The following is an 18,350-nucleotide window of genomic DNA, read 5'->3' on the forward strand; positions in this document are numbered from 1 at the left end:
GGCATTGTGATGGCTGGTTCCAAAGCCTGCGCAAGCCCTCACTACACTCGCCCGCATGGGACTCACCGGCAGCTTCCTCGTCATTGCGCTGCTCATCGGCTGCAGCGCCTTCTTCTCCATCGCCGAGATCTCCATGGCGGCCGCGCGCCGCCTGCGCCTGCGCCAGATGGCCGAGGACGGCGACCTGCGCGCGGCCCGGGTGGCCGACATCCAGCGCCAGCCGGGCGACTACTTCACCGTGGTGCAGATCGGGCAGAACATGGTCGCCATCCTGGGCGGCATCGTCGGCGAAGGCACGCTGGCGCCACTGCTGGTGCCGCTGCTGGAGCGGGTGGGCGCGCCGCATGCGCCGACCATCGGCTTCCTGTTGTCGTTCCTGGCCGTGACCTCGCTGTTCGTGCTGTTCGCCGACCTGTTTCCCAAACGCCTGGGCATGGTGGACCCGGAGCGCCTGGCCATCGGCGTGGTGGCGCCCATGCGCTGGTGGATGGTGCTGCTGCGGCCGGTGGTGTGGGTGTTCAACGGCCTGGCCGATGGGTTGTTCAAGCTGTTCCGGCTGCCGATGGGCCGCGACGACCGCATCACGTCGGCCGACATCCTGGCCCTCACCGCCGCTGGTGCGGAAGCCGGCGTGCTGCAGGCGCGCGAGCAGCAGGTGATCGAGAACGTGTTCGAGCTGGAGACCCGCACGGTGGAAAGTGCGATGACCACACGCGAACAGATCGTCTACTTCCTCCAGGACGAGGACGAAGAAGCCATCCGCACCCGCATTGCGGCCGAGCCGCATTCCACCTACCTGGTGTGCGACAAGCAGATCGACCAGGTGGCCGGCTATGTGGACGCGGCCGACCTGTTTGCCCGTGTGCTGCGGCAGGAGCCGCTCACCTTGCGTGGCGATGCGGCCAAGGGCCTGCTGCACAAGGCGCTGATCGTGCCCGACCGCCTCACGCTGTCGGAGATGCTCACGCAGTTTCGGCAGGCGCATGAGGACTTCGCCGTCATCGTCAACGAATACAGCCTCGTCGTGGGCGTGATCACGCTCAACGACGTGATGAGCACGGTGATGGGCAGCCTGGTGTCGCCCGGCGACGAGGAACAGATCGTGCGGCGCGACGACGGCTCCTGGCTGATGGACGGGCTGACGCCGATGGTGGACGTGCTGCGCGCCATCGATGCCGATGCCGACGAGCTGCCCCAGCGCGGCCAGTACGACACCCTGGCGGGCTTTTTGATGGTGATGCTTCGGCGCATTCCCCGACGCACCGATTGCGCCACCTGGCACGGCTTCCGCTTCGAGGTGCTGGACGTGGACGCCTACCGCATCGACCAGGTGCTGGTGACGCCGATCGCCGCGGCCACCGGCCTGCCGTCCCCGGCCGCCGCCTGAGGTTAAATCGCCGCATGGTCTCCACTGCACTGCCCTCCTCCCCCATCGAACCCATGCTGGCCAAGGTGGCCGAGGCCTTGCCCACCGAACCGGGCTTCCTGTTCGAGCCCAAGTGGGACGGCTTTCGTGCCATCGTGTTCAACACCGGCGAGCAGACGCTGCTGCAAAGCCGTGACCTGAAGCCGCTGAACCGCTACTTCCCCGAGCTCGAAGCGGCCTTGCGCGATGCACTGCCCAAGGGCTGCATCCTCGATGGCGAGATCGTGGTCGCCTCGCGCGGCGGGCTGGACTTCGACGCCCTGCAGCAGCGCATCCACCCGGCCCCGTCGCGCATTGCCAGGCTCGCCAAGGAGACGCCCGCCCGCTTTGTCGCTTTCGACCTGCTGGCCGCGGGCGGCAAATCGACCATCGCCCTGCCGCAGGGCGAACGCCGCACGCGCCTGGAGCGCCTGCTGGGCAGTGTCAGGCCGCCGCTGCACCTGACACCCATGACGCGCGACCGGGCCGAGGCCGAACGCTGGCTGCAGCAGTTCGAAGGCGCCGGGCTGGACGGCGTGGTGGCCAAGCTGGAATCGGCCGTGTACCAGCCCGGCAAGCGCGCCATGCTGAAGATCAAGCATGTGCGCAGCGCGGATTGCGTGGTGGCCGGTTTCCGCTGGTACAAGGACCGCACCGACGCGGTGGGCTCGCTGCTGCTGGGCCTGTACGACGACGCCGGCGTGCTGCACCACGTGGGCGTCGCGTCCTCCTTCACCATGGCGATGCGCCAGCAGCTGCTGCAGGAGCTCGCGCCCTTGCGCGAAGGTGCGGCCGAGTCGCACCCCTGGGCCCACTGGGGCGGCGCCTCGGCGGGAGACGCGCAGCGCATGCCCGGCGCCCAAAGCCGCTGGAGCGGCGGCAAGGACCTGAGCTGGCAGCCGCTGCGCCCTGAACGTGTGTGCGAGGTGCGCTACGACCACCTGCAGGGCAACCGCTTCCGCCACGCCACGGTGTTCATGCGCTGGCGCCCCGATAAACCGGCCGAGGACTGCCGCTACGACCAGCTGGAAGTGACCACGCCCTACGAGCTGGCCAAGGTGTTCGGCGCTTGAGCCCTACGGCGCCTTCGGGCTGCGGGGCCGCAACGCCGGCGGCACGTGGGTGAGGTTGATGCGCACCCGGTACCACAGCGACGAGCTGCCGCGCATGCGGTCGATCAGCACATCGGCCGGCTCCAGGTGGGCCGCGGCCTTGGGATGCTGGGCCTTCCAGGCTTCCGCCGCCGCCGAAGCCTCGGCCTCACGATCGGCGCGTGCCACCTCGATCAAGGGCACATCGCGCCGGGCCTTGGACGGCGCCGCGCGCTTGGGTTCGCCGGCCGCCTTGCGGTAGTGGGGCGGCCAGGGTGCATCGCCCTGGCCTTCCGCCTCCTGGCGCGCGGAGAGCTCCAGCAGCCGCTCCAGCGACTGCGGCTGCGCATCGATGGCCGCATGCGGATCGCCGATCGCCTGGAAGCGCCGCGGCATGGTCCACAGCGTGAAGTCGGCCGGATCGCAGGCGTCCAGCTCTTCCCAGCTCACCGGCGCAGAGACTCGCGCATCCGGCTTGGCGCGCACTGAATACGCCGAGCTCACCGTGCGGTCCTTCGCGTTCTGGTTGTAGTCCACGAACACCCCATGGCGCTCCTCCTTCCACCAGGCGCTGGTGGCGAGCTCCGGCGCCCGGCGCTCCACCTCGCGGGCCAGGGCCAGGGCGGCACGCCGCACCTCGTCGAAGGTCCAGCGCCGCTGGATGCGCACCAGCACATGGATGCCGCGCGAGCCCGAGGTCTTGGGCCAGCCGGTGAGGCCCACGTCGGCCAGCACTTCGCGCACCACGCGCGCCACCTGCCGGATCTGCGGCCAGGCCACGCCGGGCACCGGGTCCAGGTCCACCCGCAGTTCGTCGGGATGGTCGAGGTCGTCCGCCCGCACCGGGTGCGGATGCAGCTCCAGGCAGGCCAGGTTGGCCATCCACGCCAGGTCGGCCGGATGGCGCGGCACCACCTCTTCGGCGCTGCGGCCGGACGGGAAGCGGATGGTGCTCACCTCCACCCCATCGGGCCGCTTCGCCGGCGCCCGTTTCTGGAAGAAGAACTCGCCGCCGATGCCGTCGGGGTAGCGGACCATCACGCACGGCCGTCCACCGGCACCGCGCAAGGCGCCCTCCGCGACCGCCACGTAGTAGTTCACCAGGTCGAGCTTGGTGACCTTGGCCTCGGGAATCAGCAGCTTGGCCGGGTGCGTGATGAGCACCTCGCGGCCGCCGATCTGCAGCAGGGTGTCGTCATTCAAGGTGGCCATGCCTTCCGTGGGCAGGATTCGGGCCTGCCGCCACCGAAACGGGCGCTCTCGCTGCGGCGTGCGATGCGTCACGAACGGCGGCACGCGGCGAAACGTCTGGACACGGCTCGTACAAAGCCAGCGCACTTCCCCGCTCAACGGCATGAGCGGTCCGCCGAAACTTTCAACGTGCCTGCCTGCTTCCCCCTCCGTGCCCTCGCCGTGTCGCTCGTCGTCTGCAGCGCCGCGGCCAGCGCCGAGCCGGTGGCGGGCGGTGACTTCCGCCGCAACGGCGGCGTGTCGCACCGCCTCTATGTGCCCTCGGCCACCGACGGCATCGCCGGCCCCTCGGTGTCGGCCGGCCTGGCGCTCGGCCTGCGCGGCGTGGTGCGCCAGCAGCTCGGGCGGCGGCTTGCGCCGACCCTCACCATGGGCGTGAACGACAGCACCAGCGTGTCGCTGCTGGCCGCGCCCGGCAAGGGCGCGATGGTGGTGCTGCAGTCCACCGGCTGGTAACCGACCACCCGCGCGGGGCCGGCCCGCAGACACGCCAAGCGGCCCTCACGTGGCGGGTATGGCGCGGCCACTGCCGCGGTCTCAACGCGGGCCGGCCACGGTGGAGAGCCCACCGTCCACCGCCAGCTCCACCCCCGTGGTGAAGGTGGCGTCGAAGCCGAGGAACAGCGCCGCACGTGCCACCTCCTCCATCGTGCCGTGCCGCTGCATCGGCGTGACCGCGTCGCCGATCGCCGCCACTTCGGCCCGCTGCCCGGGCGTGAGGCCGGCCAACCCGAGCGTGGGCGTGTCGATGAAGCCCGGTGCGAGTGCGTTCACGCGGATGCGCCGTGGCAGCAGCTCGACCGCGAACCCACGCACGAATGCGCCCACGGCCGCCTTGGTGCCCAGGTAGACCGACATCCCCGGCATCGCGTTCGCAGGCGTCACGGTGGTCAGCGTGATCGACCCCTCGTCGGCGATGCACGGCGCGAGCCGCTGCACCGTGAAGAACGCGCCCTTGGTGTTGATCGCGAAGTGGCGGTCGTAGCTGCCTTCGCTCACCTCGCCGAAGGGCTGGAACTCGGCGATCGCCGCGAACACGAACAGCGCATGAACCGGCGCCATCGTTTCGCGCAGCGCATGTGCCAGTGCGTCGATCTCGTGCACCTCGGCCACGTTGGACTGCAACACGGTGGCGCGCGGGCCGAGCTCGGCCCGTGCCTTGTCGACGTTGCGGGCATCGCGCCCCGTCAGCAGCACACGCGCGCCGGCCTCGATCAACTTCTCGGCCGTCGCCCGGCCCATGCCGTGGGTGCCACCGATCACGACGGCGTTCTTTCCTGCACAGTGTTTCGTCATTCAGGTACTCCGGTTGGAGCAGGCATGATGCTCAGCGCCACCGGCTGCCTCAAGTGCTTACGCCGAGGTAAGCATCCCTTTCCCCTCCCCACAGGACCCCATGGAACAAGCAGCGCAAGAAGCCCCGGTGTGCGGACTCGGGCGGGCCCTCGAGGTCATCAAGGGCAAGTGGAAACCCACCCTCATCTGGGAACTCCACGAGCGCCCGCTTCGCTTTGGCGAGCTGAAGCGGCGCGTGGCTGGCATCACCGAAAAAGTGCTGTTCGAACACCTCCGGCAGTTGGAAGCCGACGGCATCGTGCAACGCACGGTGCACGATGCACAGGTGGTGCATGTGGAGTACGCGTTGACACCTGAGGGGGCTGGCCTCAACGCCGCGGTGCACGCGCTGTCCGAATGGGGCAACCGGCTGCGCCCGCCCGCGCCCACGGATGCACCGGCCGGGTTGCCGCCTGGGGTGGTGCGGGTGCGCGACGGCCGGCGCCTGCGGCCGGCTTCCCGGGTGCCAGGGCGTTGATCCGCTGCACAAGGCGCTTTCGGTGCCAGCGGCCCAGCACGGCCGAAGGCCGGTCAAGCAGCGAAGCGAAGCTGGGCCGGTGGCGCTGAGGCTGTCGCCTCGAAGATCAGGTCCATGTCCTCGGCGCTGACATCGAACAAGCCGAACCGCAGCTTGTAGCCCCAGGAGCCGGGGCCGGCGGCAAAGGCCAACCGCGGCAGCAGGGGCGCGATCGGTGCGACGCGCTGGCTGAACCACTGCACGTTGCGCCGGAAGGGCATGAAACCCTCGCCCATGTCGAAGGCATACGGCTCACCCGGTTGCACGATGCCGGCCGCGGTGAAGGCCTGCAGCCGATCGGTGCCGCGGAAGCGCTCGCTGGGCGAGTAGTACGCCACGCGGTCGCCCGGCTGCACGCGCTTCAGCGGCGCGCACTTGCCGTGGCACACCTGCATGAAACCCTCGGCACGCCCGCGCCGCACATGCTCGGCACTGGCCACCGCGATCCAGCAGCGCGGCGCGCTCATTGCGCCCCCGGGGCAAACACGCGCAGGCGATGGCCGTCGGGGTCGGCAGCCACGAAGGTGAAGCCGAAGTCCAGGCGCGTGGGCGCCTGCAGGGTGGGCAGGCCCAGCGCCGTCCAGGCCTGGTGGCGCGTCAGCACCTGTGTGTCATCAGCCACCGCAAAGGCGAGTTCGCTGCCGCCCACCGGCGTGGCCGCCGGCAGCACGCCGTCGCGCCCCCACAGCCCGAGCATCACGCCGGACTCGAGCGCAAACATCGCGAAGGTGGGTGAGGCTTCCACCGGCGCACGGCCGAGCAGGCGCTGGTAGAACGCGGCGCTCTCGGTGGCGTTGCTCACGTACAGAAGGATGAAGTTCGGGTCGGTCATGAAGGTCTCTCCGTTGCGATGGAAGAGAGCTTAGGAGCCGACCGTGTCAGTTCCTGTCAGCAGCGTGCAGGCTGCTTTACCGCGCCGGAATGCCTTGTTCCGCCTGCCAGCGCTTCAGCAGCGCCTGGCGCCGCTGCGGATAGCGCTCGTCCAGCGGCTGCACCCGCTCGATCCGGTCGGTGCGGAAGTGGCGCACCGACTGCCGCAGCTCGCACCAGGCCACCAGCACCTGGCAGCGGTCGAAAAAGCCGAGGGCAAACGGCCACACCGTGCGCTCGCTGCACTGGCCGCCCTTGTCGCGGTAGCCGATGGCCATCTTGCGCTCGCCCCGGATGGCGCGGCGCAGCGCCGACATCGCCTCGCCATCGGGTCCGATGCGCGCACCCGGGCCGACGAGCAGTGACGAGCCTTCGAGGTCATGCCGCAGCTCGCCGGGCAGCACGGCGGCGATCTTTGCCAGAGCGTCCTGCGCCGCAGCGGCCAGGTGGGCGTCGCCCCGGTCAGCCACCCAGCGCGTGCCCAGCACCAGCGCCTCGATCTCCTCGCTGGTGAACATCAATGGCGGCAAGGTGAAACCGGGCCGCAGCACATAACCCAGGCCGGGTGCGCCGTCGATGTGCGCACCATGCGACTGCAGGGTGGCGATGTCGCGGTAGAGCGTGCGCAGGGAGATGCCCAGCTCGGCCGCGAGGTCCGCGCCACTCACCGGCTGGCGGTGGCGGCGCAGCGCCTGCATCAGCTCCAGCAGCCGGCCCGAGCGTGCCATCGCGTCAGGCCTTCCTGATGCCAAGCGGCAGGAGGCTGGTCCATGCGGCAGGCTGTTCGATCCGTGGTGGCGGGGCGATCTGAGGATGGGTGGAACGTTTCATGGCCGAAGGAATCGCCCTGCCGCAGGCTGTGGGGCCTTCGATTGTCGGCCAATGGCCGGCGCCACCGGCCATGGTGGCCAGGGCGTCATTGCCACTGCAGGTCCAGGTGCAGCAACTGCCCGATGGCCGAGGCCAGTTCGGGCAGCCGCACCGGCTTGCTCAGGTACAGGTCAGCGCCCGCCGCAAGGCATTTCCGACGGTGATCTTCGCTGACATTGGCCGAGACAGCGATGATGGGCAGGCCGTTGAACGCCGGATCCTGTCGCAGCCGCCGCGTGGCCTCCAGCCCCGACATCACCGGCATGACGCTGTCCATCACCACGAGGTCCGGGCGGAAGGTGCGCGCCTTCTCGATGCCCTGCTGTCCGTCCTCTGCGCTCAGGCTTTCGAAACCGGCAATGGCCAGAAAGTCCGACAGCAATGACCGGTTCTGGGCCACGTCGTCAACGATCAGCACGCGGCGGCGCCGCCCTTCATACCGCGCAGCGCCGTTGCGCTCCGCAGCCCGCGGCGCGATCGGGTCTGCATGTTGCAGGCGCAGGGTGACCGAGAACCGGCTGCCGCGGCCCAGCTCGCTGGTCACCCGGATGTCCCCACCCATCGCGCGGACCAGCGCGCGGGTGATCGTCAAGCCCAGCCCGGTGCCCGCTTCGCGCCGCCGGACATCGCCCACTTGCTCAAAGGGCTTGAAGATGGCGGGAACATCCTCCGGTTTGATGCCCACGCCGGTGTCGCTGACGTCGATGTGCAGCAGCGAGAAGCCGTCCTCTGTGCCACCTTCGCTGCGCGCGACCAGCGAAACCGTGCCGCTGTCCGTGAACTTCACCGCGTTGCCCAGGAGGTTCAGCAGCACCTGGCGCAGGCGCCGCAGATCCACGAGCACCATGGCAGGCAGATCGGCAGCCACGTCGAAGGCGACGATCAGGTCCTTCTGGTCCGCCTTGACTCGCACGATTTCCACCACCGAGCGAAGCAGCGCAACAAGATCCACGGGGGTGGGACACAGCTCGATGCGGCCGGCCTCGATGCGCGACAGGTCCAGAATGTCGTTGATCAGGGAGAGCAGGTGCTCGCCGCTCTCGCGGATCGTGTTGATGCCGCGACACTGCCGCTCGCTCAATGCGCTGTCCATGCCGAGCAGTTGCGCGTAGCCGAGGATCCCGTTGAGCGGGGTGCGCAGTTCATGGCTCATGGTGGCCAGGAACTGGCTCTTGGCCCGGTTGGCCAACTCGGCCGCGCGGCGCGCCTCGCGCTCCGCCTCGGCCTGCCGGCGCTCTGTCAGGTCCAGCGCAAAACCGACGGTGGACTGCACCGCGGGATCCAGCAGTGCGCCGCCCGCCAGCACAGGAACGCGGCTGCCATCGCGACGGACGTACTCCTTTTCGAACGGACGATAACGTCCGATCGTTTCCAGCTCCTTCAGGGCCTGCGCTTCCGCCGCCCCGTATTCCGGCGGCGTGAGTTCGTTGGTATTGAGCCGGCCGGCGGCCACGTCCTCGTGGGAATATCCCAGCATGTCGAGGTAGGCAGCGTTGGCCTCCGTGATGCGGCCGTCAGCATCGGCGATGCGGATGCCGATGATGTTGGCATCGACCAACCTTCGGATGCGCGCGTCCCGTTCGCGCAGCGACTCGTTCAGGGCCGCGAACTTCGCGTGCAGCACGTCCTTCTCTTCCAGGTGGCGCCGAAGCTCGATCACCGAATGCTCCAGCCGCGCGAGTTCACCGGCCTGCGCAGGGGCGGCCGCCACCCGGGGCGACCCCGCCGAGGTGGCATCCGCAAGCGACGAGGACTTGGCTGCCGCATCCTCCGCCAGCTGATACAGCGCCTCCGTCGCGCGGGCCACCGGTTCGGCCATGCGGCGCCCCAGCCACCAGCTGAGGGGAAGCAACGCCGCCACGAAGCCAATGCTGATCGTCGCCACCGTCGCCAGCGTTTGCGCATAGTGCGTGGCGAGCAATGAATGCGGATAGCTCATCAGCAGCGTGCCGATCGGCTCGTGGTCGCTCGACACCAGCGCCAGCCGAATCACCGAGTACGACCGGGAATCGATGCTCACGTCGCGCACTACTGGCCTGCCGGGCGGACCCGCCAGCGCCGAGGCCTGGCGCAAGGGCTCGTTGAGCGCGGCCACCGGGGACTGCACCCGGAAACGCCTCGGGTCCGAGGACACGAACACCTGGCCGTTGCGGCCGAGCACCACGACGTCGGCGCGATGCTTGCCGCCTTCGTCCCGGGCCACGGCGCTCACCGCCCCGAACGCCTCCCAGACGTCGTCGCGCACCAGATGAGCGGCGATGCTGCGGGCGAGGGACTGCGCCTCGGTGGACGCATGGTCGCGCAGACCCTCCTGCAGCCACTGCCGCGCCGACAGCCCCACTGCCAGCGAGATGGCCACAGCGGTGGCGAGCGAGGCGCCGATCATCAGCGCCGGGATCTGCACGCGAAAGCTCCACGTGCGCGGCGACAAGCGGGCGGTGCGGCGGGTCATGGCGGCTGGGTGCCCAACGCAAGGCTACCGGGAAATGCCGCGGGCGTTCAGCGCCACCAGCTCCGCAATGCCATCGAAGGCCCGGGGCTGGAAAGGCCCGAAGCCGCTGAGGTTGAGCTGGCCCAGCAATTCCCGTCCGGCCTCGTTGCCGCTCATCCCGAACAGTGCCTGGCGCAGCTGCCGCTCCCCTTCCGCCGACAGGCCCGAGCGCACCACCACGGGCGGAAAACCGTAGCGATCGCTGCGCCACGCCACCCGCGTCTGCTGCACCAGCGAGGGCACGATCAACTTCAGCGTGTCCCAGACGTAGCCGTCTACGGACCCGCCGTCCGCAAGGCCCTCGGCGACCGCATTCACCACATTGCGGTGGCCCCACGTGAAGAAACTGCGCGAGAAGTGGCGATCCGGATGGAGCCCGTCGCGGATCAGGGTCGTACGGGGAACGAGGTGCCCGGAGTTGGAATCCGGGTCCGAGAACGCGTAGACGCGTCCGCGCAGATCGCGCACGTGGCGGGTTGTGGTGTCGGATGCGGGCACGATCAGGTAGGAGCGATACCACGGCGGGTCTTCGTAGATGGGAATGGACAGGCCGCGAAGGTGCGACTGGTTCACCACCCACGGGTAGCCGCAGATCCATGCGGCGTCCACCTCCTGCGACAGCAGCAACCCCATGATGTCGCGGTAGGCACGGCGCTGGACGAACCGCACGGGAACACCGACCGCCCCGGAGAGATAGGCACTCCAGCGGGACAGGAATCCCGCCTGGTCGTCGAGAAACACCGCCGTCGTGCCAAACGTCAGCTCGCGCGCGCCCTGACGGCGATCGGTCGGCTGGGCCCAAGCGAAGCGGGACAGCGCCCCGCAACCCACCACGCCGGCCTGAAGGCCGGCGCCCGCCAGCAGTTGTCTGCGTTTCATCGTAGATCCTCCAGATCCAGGGCAAGGCCCACCGCTGCACGCGGGGCCGGCGAGCGCACGCAAACCGTGTCCCGGGGAGGTGGCTTGGGGAGGTGAGTGCCCCGCACGTTGGAGGATGAGCAGCAGGCACGTTACACCTGCGCGGCCCCTTTCACCGTCTGGAGCGATACGGCTGCATGGTTTCGAACGGGCGGACCCTGAGTGCCAGAGCCGGCGCCGCACGCTCGGGGCGAGGGGCACGACGCCCGCCTGCTCCGGGAAGCCCCGCGCAATGTCGTGGAGCAGCTGGCCGATGAATTGCGCGCCGCCGCATTCGGGCGCCGGAAAAGTCGCCCAGCAAAGGAAAACGGGTTAGCCCTTGCGGTGCTAACCCGTTGATCTCTTCTTGTTTTTGGCGCGGCTGGCAGGATTCGAACCCACGACCCCTTGGTTCGTAGCCAAGTACTCTATCCAACTGAGCTACAGCCGCGAAGCCACGCAGTATAGCAGCAAAATTTCGTGTCTGGAAAGCCTTGGGCGTCAGTCGATCTGGGCGGCGGCGTGGTCGCATTCGGCCGCGCGATCGGTGTCGCCGTCCTGGCGCGCCAGGCGGGCCAGGTGGCGCCAGGCCTTGCGGCGTGCGCGGGCATCCAGCGCCGGCGAGCGCGCCGCCTCTTCCAGCAGGCGCCTGGCCTTGCCCCACAGCTGGCGTTCGGCAAAGGCCGCGCCGACTGCGGCAGCCACCCCCGGCTCACCTGGGAAGCGCGTGAGTGCGGCCTCCAGGCGCGGCAGCCAGTCGGCGCCCACGCCATGCAGCGTTTCCAGCAGGGCCAGCGCCACCTGGTCGCGCTCTTCCTGCGACAGCTCGCCCATGCGGTCCCAGAACGGGCGCAGCCAGGCCCGCGCCTCATCGGGTGCACCCAGCACGCCGGCGCGGCGTGCGGCGCGTGCGGCCACCCAGCTGTCACGGCGGTCGTTGGCGTCCAGTTGCTGCCAGACCCGGCGCAGCTGGTCCGCGTCGTGTGCGGCGTCCAGTGCCTCGCAGGCCAGTGAACGCAGCAGGCCTTGGGCCGCGGTGCGCGAGAAGCCCTGGTGCTTGGCCAGCAGGCGCGCGGTGCGCAGCGCCTCCAGCGGCTGCCGGTTCAGGCGGCTGGCCTGCAGCTTCAGGCGCAGCGCCTGGGTGCGGCGCGCGGCGCCTGCCGGCAGCTCCGCCAGTTGCTCCAGCGCACGCGGCGCATCGCGCTCTTCCAGTGCCCACTCGGCGGCGAGCAGGCGCGCGCCGTCGTCGGCCGCCCGCGCCAGCGCGCCCCGTCGCGAGAGCTGGAACACTCGGCGCAGCTGTTCGTCGCGGTGCGGCCGGTCCTGCAGCCGATGCAGGCTGGCAGCGGCCAGCAGGTGGCCCAGCATGCGCAGCTCATGATCGCCTTCGAGCTCGGGTGTGCTGTCCTGGATGCTCAAGGCCCGCAGCGCCGCCTTCTGGGCCCGGCTGTAGCGGGCGGCGAACAACTCCGCCAGCGCCTCGCGCAGCGCGGCCTGGGCAGCGCGCTCGCGCTTGAGGACACGCCATTCGCGCGCCCGTGCCGGCAGCGACACCAGTGCATTCACGCCCTGGATCACCGACACCAGCACGAAGCAGCTGAGCACCAGCCCCAGCAGGAACAGGTTGAGCGACACGTCCAGGCGCCAGTGGCCCCAGTAGAAGCTCACCAGCCCGTCGTTGCGGCCCAGCGTGGACGCCGCCACCACTGCGCCCACGAACAACAGGATGATCCAGACGACGCCGCGCATCGCGTACCGTCAGCGCCCGGCGCCGGCGGCCGTCAGCGCGGCCAGGGTTTCATCGGGCCGCGGCACGCTCACCAGGCGCGCCTGGCCGGCCACCTGGCGCACCAGCTCGCTGGTGGCCTGCACGCGGCGCGAGCTGCGATCGAAGTAGCGCTCCAGCGCATTCTGCGCATCGCGCAGGTCCGACTGGGCGGTGTCGAACTGCCGGCTCAGCAGCGCCAGCCGGGCGTTGAGCAGACGCAGCTTGAGGTTCTCGCGCAGGAAGAAGGCCTGCTCGGGCGCGAGCAGGGCCGCCTCCGGCACGTCCACGCGCGTCACCCGCACCAGCGTGCGCGCTTCCTCCCAGACGCGGCTGCTCACGCCTTGCCACAGCGCGTCCATGCGCTTGGCCCAGGGCCAGGGCTCCGAGGCGGGCAGCGCAACCGCTGGCGCCGACGCCGCGCCACTCACCGAGCGCTTGGGCAGCGGCCGGCTGGCATCCGCGGCCGCCGTGGTGGGCGCGGCCGGCTTGCGCTGCTCGGCGGAGGACAGCAGCGGCAACTCGTCGATCTGGCGCACGGCTTCGTCCAGCCGCAGGGTGAGGGACGAGATGTCGGTCACGCCCACCGCCTTCACACGATCGAGGTCGTGCGCGATCGCCCGGCGCACGCGCTCCAGGCGCGGCTGGTTGTAGCGCGCCAGCCGGTCCTCCGACTGCTTGAGCGTGGCCACCAGCGGCTCGGCGCTGCCGGTGATTGCGGTCTGCTGCAGCGCCACGCGCAGGGACGTCTCCACGTCGGACACGATGTTCTCGTCGCGCGAGCGGGACAGGGACTGGATCAGCTCCTCCAGCTGGCTGCGCTGCAGCGCAGCCTCGCTCACCCTCGCGTCGAGCAGGGCCACCTTGGCGGCGGCGTCACGCGCGGTGTCCTGCGCCTGGCGCGACAGCATGCGCGCCTCGGCGGCCTCGCCGTTCGATTCCTGCTGGCGCTTGACCAGCTCGCGCTCCAGCAAACGCACCCGTTGCTGGGTGGTGATGGCCAGTGTCAGCGCGGCCGCGGTCAGCACCGCCAGCAGGCCGGCCCCCAGCGCCAGCCAGCGCGCCGCGGAGGAGGCGGCGGGCGGGCGGGCCGGCACGGGCAAAGCCTCGATCGGCACAGGAGCGGGCGACGGCGACAACGGCTGGTTCACGGTGCGGGCGATTGTATTGAGGCTTCAGCCCAGCGCCTGCAGCACCGCCTCCATCGTGGGCCGCACCTGCCGTACGCGCCCAAAACCCGCTGCCCGCGCGCGCGCCGCGATGCGCGGATGGGAGGCCAGGGCCCGTGCCTGCTGCCACGTTGTGCCCGCCGGCGCCAGCGCGAGCAGGTGGCCGATGGCTTCCGAGCTGCTGAACAACCACAGGTGACCGGCTGGGTCGGCCAAAGCCCGGGCCAGCACCGCCTGCTGCGCCGCATCCAGCTGCGGTGCGGCGCGCCGGTAGGCCTGTACGCAGCTGACCTGCGCGCCCTGCCCCGCCAGGGTCTGCGCCAGCCAGTCGCGACCGCCTTCACCGCGCACGATCAGCACCCGCGCGCCCTGCCACGACCGCAGCGCGGCCAGCCGGGCCCACAGCGCTTCGGAATCGAACTGCGCGGCCGACGCATCGGGCTGCACCACACACTCCGGCGGCACACCGGCGGCCAACAAGGCGGCCGAGGTGCCGGGCCCGGTGCTGCCGGCCCACAGCTGCGCCGGCCAGGTGGCCGCGGCCGGCCGGCAGGCGAAGAAGCGGCCCACTGCGTTGGGGCTGACGAACATCGCCAGCGCCATGGTCGACAGCTGCACCCATGCTTGGTGCACTGGCGCTTCGTCGGCCGCCGGGCCGATGTCGATGAGCGGCAGCGCTTCGGCCTGCACGCCGCGTGCATGCAAGGCGGCCACCCATTCGTCAGCCTGGGGCTGCGGCCGGGTGACGATCAGGCGCATGGCGGGAGCGGCTGCCAGCAGGTCAGGTGGATGCAGGCAGGTAGCCGTCGCCGCCCTGGGCGCGCAGCTGGGCCGCGGCCTCATCGCCGAGCGCGCGCGCAGCGGCATCGTCGGCCACCGCGGCCCGCAGGCGCACCCGCAGCAGCGGCCGCTCGGGCCGCTCGCCATCACCCAGCGCCGCGCTCAATTGCAGCTCGCCGCCCTCGAAGCGGGCATGCGCCGCCAGCGGCATGCTGCAGCTTCCCCCCAGGGCCCGCGACACCGCACGTTCGGCCTGCACCGCCAGCCAGGTCGGCCGGTGGATCAGCGTGGCCAGCCGGGCGCGCAGCTCGGCAGCATCCTCGCGCGTCTCGATGCCGAGCGCGCCCTGCCCTGCCGCGGGGATCATCTCTTCCTCGGTGAACACGCTGCGGATCCGTTCGGCCAGGCCCAGGCGCTTCAAGCCCGCGGCAGCCAGCACGATGGCGTCGTACTGCCCGTCGTCCAGTTTGCGCAGGCGCGTGTCCAGGTTGCCGCGCAGTGGCTCGATGCGCAGGTCCGGCCTCAGCGCCTTGAGCAGCACCACACGGCGCAGGCTGGACGTGCCCACACAGGCGCCTTGCGGCAATGCGGCCAGAGACTCGTAGCGCGGCGAGACCAAGGCGTCGCGCGGGTCTTCACGCTCCAGCACCGCCGCCAGCGCAAAGCCGGCCGGCAGCTCCATCGGCACGTCCTTGAGCGAATGCACCGCCAGGTGTGCTTCGCCGCTTTCCAGCGCGTTCTCCAGCTCCTTCACGAACAGGCCTTTGCCACCCACCTTGGACAGGGTGCGGTCCAGGATCTGGTCGCCGCGGGTGGTCATGCCCAGCAGCTGCACGGTGGCGCCGAAGCGGGTGTGCAGCAGCTCGCGCACATGTTCTGCCTGCCACAGCGCAAGGCGGCTCTCGCGGGTGGCAATGATCAGGGGCTGGCTCATCGGGCGATGCTAGCAGGCGGCACTTCGCGCCTGCGCCGGGCACATGCCCTCAGCCGCTTTTCAGCCGGCTTTGGTAGCATGTGGATTGGTAACCAAGTTACACATAGCCAAAGGATCGCCATGCCGCGCACGCCCGCCGCCCAGCCCGCTCCCCGCGCCCGCCGAGCCACCCCCCGGCCGGTGGAAGACGCTGCGGCCAAGAACCGGCCGCTGATGGAGGACATCCGCCTGCTGGGCCGAATCCTCGGCGACGTGATCCGCGAACAGGAGGGCAAGGAGGCCTTCGAGCTGGTGGAGCGGGTGCGCCAGCTGTCGGTGGCCTACCGGCTGAAACGCGACGCCAGCGCCGGCCGCGTGCTGGACCGCATGCTCAAGAACCTTTCGGGCGACCAGACCGTGAGCGTGATCCGCGCGTTCAGCTACTTCTCGCACCTGGCCAACATCGCGGAGGACCGCCACCACGTGCGCCGGCGCGAGCACCACAGCGCGCAGGGCCACCTGCAGGAGGGCTCGCTGGCGATGACCTTCGAACGCCTGGCGCAGGCCGACGTGCGGGCCGCGGACGTGGCGCAAATGCTGGAACAAGCTTACATCTCGCCGGTGCTCACCGCCCATCCCACCGAGGTGCAGCGCAAGAGCATCCTGGACGCCGAACGCGCCATTGCCCAGCTGGTGGAGCAGCGCGACGAGCTGCACACCGAAGCGGACCTGCGCGAGAACGAGGCGATGATCCGCGCCCGCATCACGCAGCTGTGGCAGACGCGCATGCTGCGCTATGCCAAGCTCACCGTGGCCGACGAGATCGAGACCGCGCTCAGCTACTACCACGCCACCTTCCTGCGCCAGATACCGCGCATGTACCGCGAGCTGGAGAACGCCCTGCCCGGCCATGCGGTGGCGTCCTTCTTCCGCATGGGCAACTGGATCGGCGGCGACCGCGACGGCAACCCGAACGTCAGCGCCGACACCTTGAAGCGCGCGCTCTCGCGCCAGAGCGAAACCGCGCTGCGCTTCTACCTGACCGAGATGCACGAGCTGGGCGCCGAGCTGTCGGTGTCGGCCATGCTGGCGCCGGTGACGCCTGAGATGCGGGCACTGGCCGAGCGCTCGCCGGACCGCAACCCGCATCGCGAGGACGAACCCTACCGGCGCGCACTGATCGGCATGTATGCGCGGCTGGCCGCCACCTTGCAGCAGCTCACCGGCACCGAGGCGCTGCGCCATGCGGTGGCGCCGCAGAACCCCTACACCAGCGCGGAGGAGCTGCTGGCCGACCTGCGGGTGATCGAAGCCTCGCTCAAATCCCACCATGCCGAGGCGCTGGTGGGCCCGCGCCTGGCGCCGCTGATGCGCGCGGTGCAGGTGTTCGGCTTCCACCTGGCCACGGTGGACCTGCGCCAGAGCTCCGACAAGCATGAGGCCGTGGTGGCCGAGCTGCTGAAGGTGGCCCGCGTGGAGGCCGACTACAGCGCACTGGACGAAGGCGCGCGCCGCGAGCTGCTGCTGCGCCTGCTCAACGACGCGCGCCCGCTGCGGGTGCGCGGGCACCAGTACTCCGAGCTCGCCGAAAGCGAGATCGCCATCTTCGACACCGCGGTGGAGATGCTGCGCCGCTACGGCCGCGCCGCGCTGCGCCACTACATCATCTCGCACACCGAGGACGTGAGCGACCTGATGGAGGTGCTGCTGCTGCAGAAGGAAGTGGGCCTGCTGCGCGGCACGCTGGACGACCACGCGGTGGCCGACCTGATCGTGGTGCCACTGTTCGAGACCATCGGCGACCTGCGCAACGCGGCGGCCATCATGCAGGCCTTCTACGCCCTGCCCGGCGTGCTGGGCCTGGTGCAGCGCTCGGGCGCCGAGCAGGACATCATGCTGGGCTACAGCGACAGCAACAAGGACGGCGGCTTCTTCACCAGCAACTGGGAGCTCTACCGCGCCGAGACCGCGCTGGTCACCTTGTTCGGCCCCTTGCGCGAGCAGCACGGCATCACCTTGCGCCTGTTCCACGGGCGGGGCGGCACCGTGGGACGCGGCGGCGGCCCGAGCTACCAGGCCATCCTGGCGCAACCGCCCGGCACCGTGAACGGCCAGATCCGCCTCACCGAGCAGGGCGAGGTGATCGCCTCCAAGTACGCCCACCCCGACATCGGCCGGCGCAACCTGGAGACGCTGGTCGCGGCCACCCTGGAGGCCACCCTGCTGCACCCGACCAAGAGCGCCAGCAAGGCCTTTCTGGAAGCGGCCGATGCCCTGTCCAGCGCCAGCATGGCGGCCTACCGCGAGCTGGTGTACGACACCCCCGGCTTCACCGATTACTTCTTTGCCGCCACGCCGATCCGCGAGATCGCGGAGCTCAACATCGGCTCGCGCCCGGCCTCGCGCAAGGCCAGCCGGGCGATCGAGGACCTGCGCGCGATCCCCTGGGGCTTCAGCTGGGGCCAGTGCCGGGTGGCACTGCCGGGCTGGTTTGGCTTTGGCTCTGCGGTGAAGCACTACCTGGGCCCGGAGCCGAAGGCTCGCAAGGAGCGCCTGGCACTGCTGCAGCGCATGCACAAGCAGTGGCCCTTCTTCCGCACCCTGCTGTCCAACCTGGACATGGTGCTCGCCAAGAGCGACCTGCGTGTGGCCGCCCGCTACGTGGAGCTGGTGGAGGACAAGCGGCTAGGCAAGAAAATCTTCGCCGCCATCCAGGCCGAATGGGAGGCAACGTCCGAAGCACTGTCGCTGATCACCGGGGAAGCGCAACGCCTGGCGTCCAACCCCTCGCTGGCGCGCTCGATAGAACACCGCTTCCCCTACCTGGACCCGCTGAACCACCTGCAGGTGGAGCTGATCCGGCGCTATCGCCACCGCCGCACCGACGATCCCTCGATGGAGCGGGTGCAGCGCGGCATCCACATCTCGATCAACGGTGTGGCGGCGGGCTTGCGTAACACAGGCTGAGGCCGCGCGCAGTAACCCTCGAACGCCAC

The 18,350-nt window shown here is 70.2% G+C and carries 16 protein-coding genes and 1 tRNA gene; 5 read left to right on the forward strand and 12 right to left on the reverse strand.

The features are described 5' to 3' along the window. Positions 1 to 55: 55 nt before the first annotated feature. Together VPH43_RS00440 and VPH43_RS00445 are read left to right on the forward strand one after the other, a co-directional pair. Positions 56 to 1,387, forward strand: a complete 1,332-nt coding sequence (locus VPH43_RS00440) for a hemolysin family protein (protein ID WP_328575670.1) — start codon at positions 56 to 58, stop codon at positions 1,385 to 1,387. A 14-nt stretch (positions 1,388 to 1,401) separates the two neighbouring features. Beyond that, positions 1,402 to 2,478, forward strand: coding sequence for an ATP-dependent DNA ligase (locus VPH43_RS00445; protein ID WP_328575671.1), 1,077 nt, complete (start codon positions 1,402 to 1,404; stop codon positions 2,476 to 2,478). 3 nt (positions 2,479 to 2,481) lie between these two features. Here VPH43_RS00445 and ligD read toward each other — a convergent pair whose 3' ends face one another. Further along, complete coding sequence (gene ligD, locus VPH43_RS00450; RefSeq protein ID WP_328575672.1) at positions 2,482 to 3,708, reverse strand: non-homologous end-joining DNA ligase; 1,227 nt, start codon at positions 3,706 to 3,708, stop codon at positions 2,482 to 2,484. Positions 3,709 to 3,909: 201 nt separating this feature from the next. On the opposite strand from ligD, the gene VPH43_RS00455 reads away from it, so the two are divergent. After that, a complete protein-coding gene (locus tag VPH43_RS00455) occupies positions 3,910 to 4,203 on the forward strand; it encodes a hypothetical protein (protein WP_328575673.1) in 294 nt (97 codons plus the stop codon). An 81-nt stretch (positions 4,204 to 4,284) separates the two neighbouring features. On the opposite strand, the gene VPH43_RS00460 is transcribed toward VPH43_RS00455, so the two are convergent. Then, on the reverse strand, positions 4,285 to 5,043 hold the full coding sequence (locus tag VPH43_RS00460; protein WP_328575674.1) for an SDR family oxidoreductase: 759 nt from the start codon (positions 5,041 to 5,043) through the stop codon (positions 4,285 to 4,287). Between the two features lie 100 nt (positions 5,044 to 5,143). On the opposite strand from VPH43_RS00460, the gene VPH43_RS00465 reads away from it, so the two are divergent. Further along, positions 5,144 to 5,560 carry a winged helix-turn-helix transcriptional regulator gene (locus VPH43_RS00465; RefSeq protein ID WP_328575675.1) on the forward strand — a complete coding sequence of 139 codons (417 nt, stop codon included), beginning with the start codon at positions 5,144 to 5,146 and terminating at the stop codon, positions 5,558 to 5,560. Between the two features lie 53 nt (positions 5,561 to 5,613). Here the strand turns inward: VPH43_RS00465 and VPH43_RS00470 are convergent, their stop codons facing one another. The 10 genes from VPH43_RS00470 to hemC all read right to left on the reverse strand — a co-directional run bounded on the left by VPH43_RS00470 (position 5,614) and on the right by hemC (position 15,375). Further along, positions 5,614 to 6,066 carry an EVE domain-containing protein gene (locus VPH43_RS00470; protein WP_328575676.1) on the reverse strand — a complete coding sequence of 151 codons (453 nt, stop codon included), beginning with the start codon at positions 6,064 to 6,066 and terminating at the stop codon, positions 5,614 to 5,616. Continuing rightward, complete coding sequence (locus tag VPH43_RS00475) at positions 6,063 to 6,431, reverse strand: VOC family protein (RefSeq protein ID WP_328575677.1); 369 nt, start codon at positions 6,429 to 6,431, stop codon at positions 6,063 to 6,065. The genes VPH43_RS00470 and VPH43_RS00475 overlap by 4 nt, the downstream gene beginning before the upstream one ends. Positions 6,432 to 6,507: 76 nt before the next feature. Next, the gene (locus VPH43_RS00480; RefSeq protein WP_328575678.1) at positions 6,508 to 7,197 is read right to left on the reverse strand and encodes a helix-turn-helix transcriptional regulator; all 690 of its coding nucleotides are present in this window, start codon (positions 7,195 to 7,197) and stop codon (positions 6,508 to 6,510) included. Between the two features lie 188 nt (positions 7,198 to 7,385). Further along, complete coding sequence (locus VPH43_RS00485) at positions 7,386 to 9,791, reverse strand: hybrid sensor histidine kinase/response regulator (RefSeq protein ID WP_328575679.1); 2,406 nt, start codon at positions 9,789 to 9,791, stop codon at positions 7,386 to 7,388. A 24-nt stretch (positions 9,792 to 9,815) separates the two neighbouring features. Then, positions 9,816 to 10,709: a substrate-binding domain-containing protein gene (locus VPH43_RS00490; protein ID WP_328575680.1), complete on the reverse strand. Its 894-nt coding sequence runs from the start codon at positions 10,707 to 10,709 to the stop codon at positions 9,816 to 9,818. Positions 10,710 to 11,101: 392 nt separating this feature from the next. Next, a tRNA-Arg gene (locus VPH43_RS00495) sits at positions 11,102 to 11,178 on the reverse strand. A 50-nt stretch (positions 11,179 to 11,228) separates the two neighbouring features. Then, positions 11,229 to 12,476, reverse strand: coding sequence for a heme biosynthesis HemY N-terminal domain-containing protein (locus VPH43_RS00500; protein WP_328575681.1), 1,248 nt, complete (start codon positions 12,474 to 12,476; stop codon positions 11,229 to 11,231). A 9-nt stretch (positions 12,477 to 12,485) separates the two neighbouring features. Next, on the reverse strand, positions 12,486 to 13,643 hold the full coding sequence (locus tag VPH43_RS00505) for a uroporphyrinogen-III C-methyltransferase (RefSeq protein WP_328575682.1): 1,158 nt from the start codon (positions 13,641 to 13,643) through the stop codon (positions 12,486 to 12,488). A 24-nt stretch (positions 13,644 to 13,667) separates the two neighbouring features. After that, a complete protein-coding gene (locus tag VPH43_RS00510) occupies positions 13,668 to 14,420 on the reverse strand; it encodes a uroporphyrinogen-III synthase (RefSeq protein WP_328575683.1) in 753 nt (250 codons plus the stop codon). A gap of 22 nt (positions 14,421 to 14,442) precedes the next feature. Further along, positions 14,443 to 15,375 carry a hydroxymethylbilane synthase gene (gene hemC / locus VPH43_RS00515; RefSeq protein WP_328575684.1) on the reverse strand — a complete coding sequence of 311 codons (933 nt, stop codon included), beginning with the start codon at positions 15,373 to 15,375 and terminating at the stop codon, positions 14,443 to 14,445. Between the two features lie 6 nt (positions 15,376 to 15,381). On the opposite strand from hemC, the gene ppc reads away from it, so the two are divergent. Then, complete coding sequence (gene ppc, locus VPH43_RS00520) at positions 15,382 to 18,321, forward strand: phosphoenolpyruvate carboxylase (RefSeq protein ID WP_328575685.1); 2,940 nt, start codon at positions 15,382 to 15,384, stop codon at positions 18,319 to 18,321. Positions 18,322 to 18,350 lie beyond the last annotated feature (29 nt).

The sequence above is a fragment of the Ideonella sp. BN130291 genome (genome assembly GCF_036231905.1).
Classification (GTDB): Bacteria; Pseudomonadota; Gammaproteobacteria; order Burkholderiales; family Burkholderiaceae_C; genus CAMLIZ01.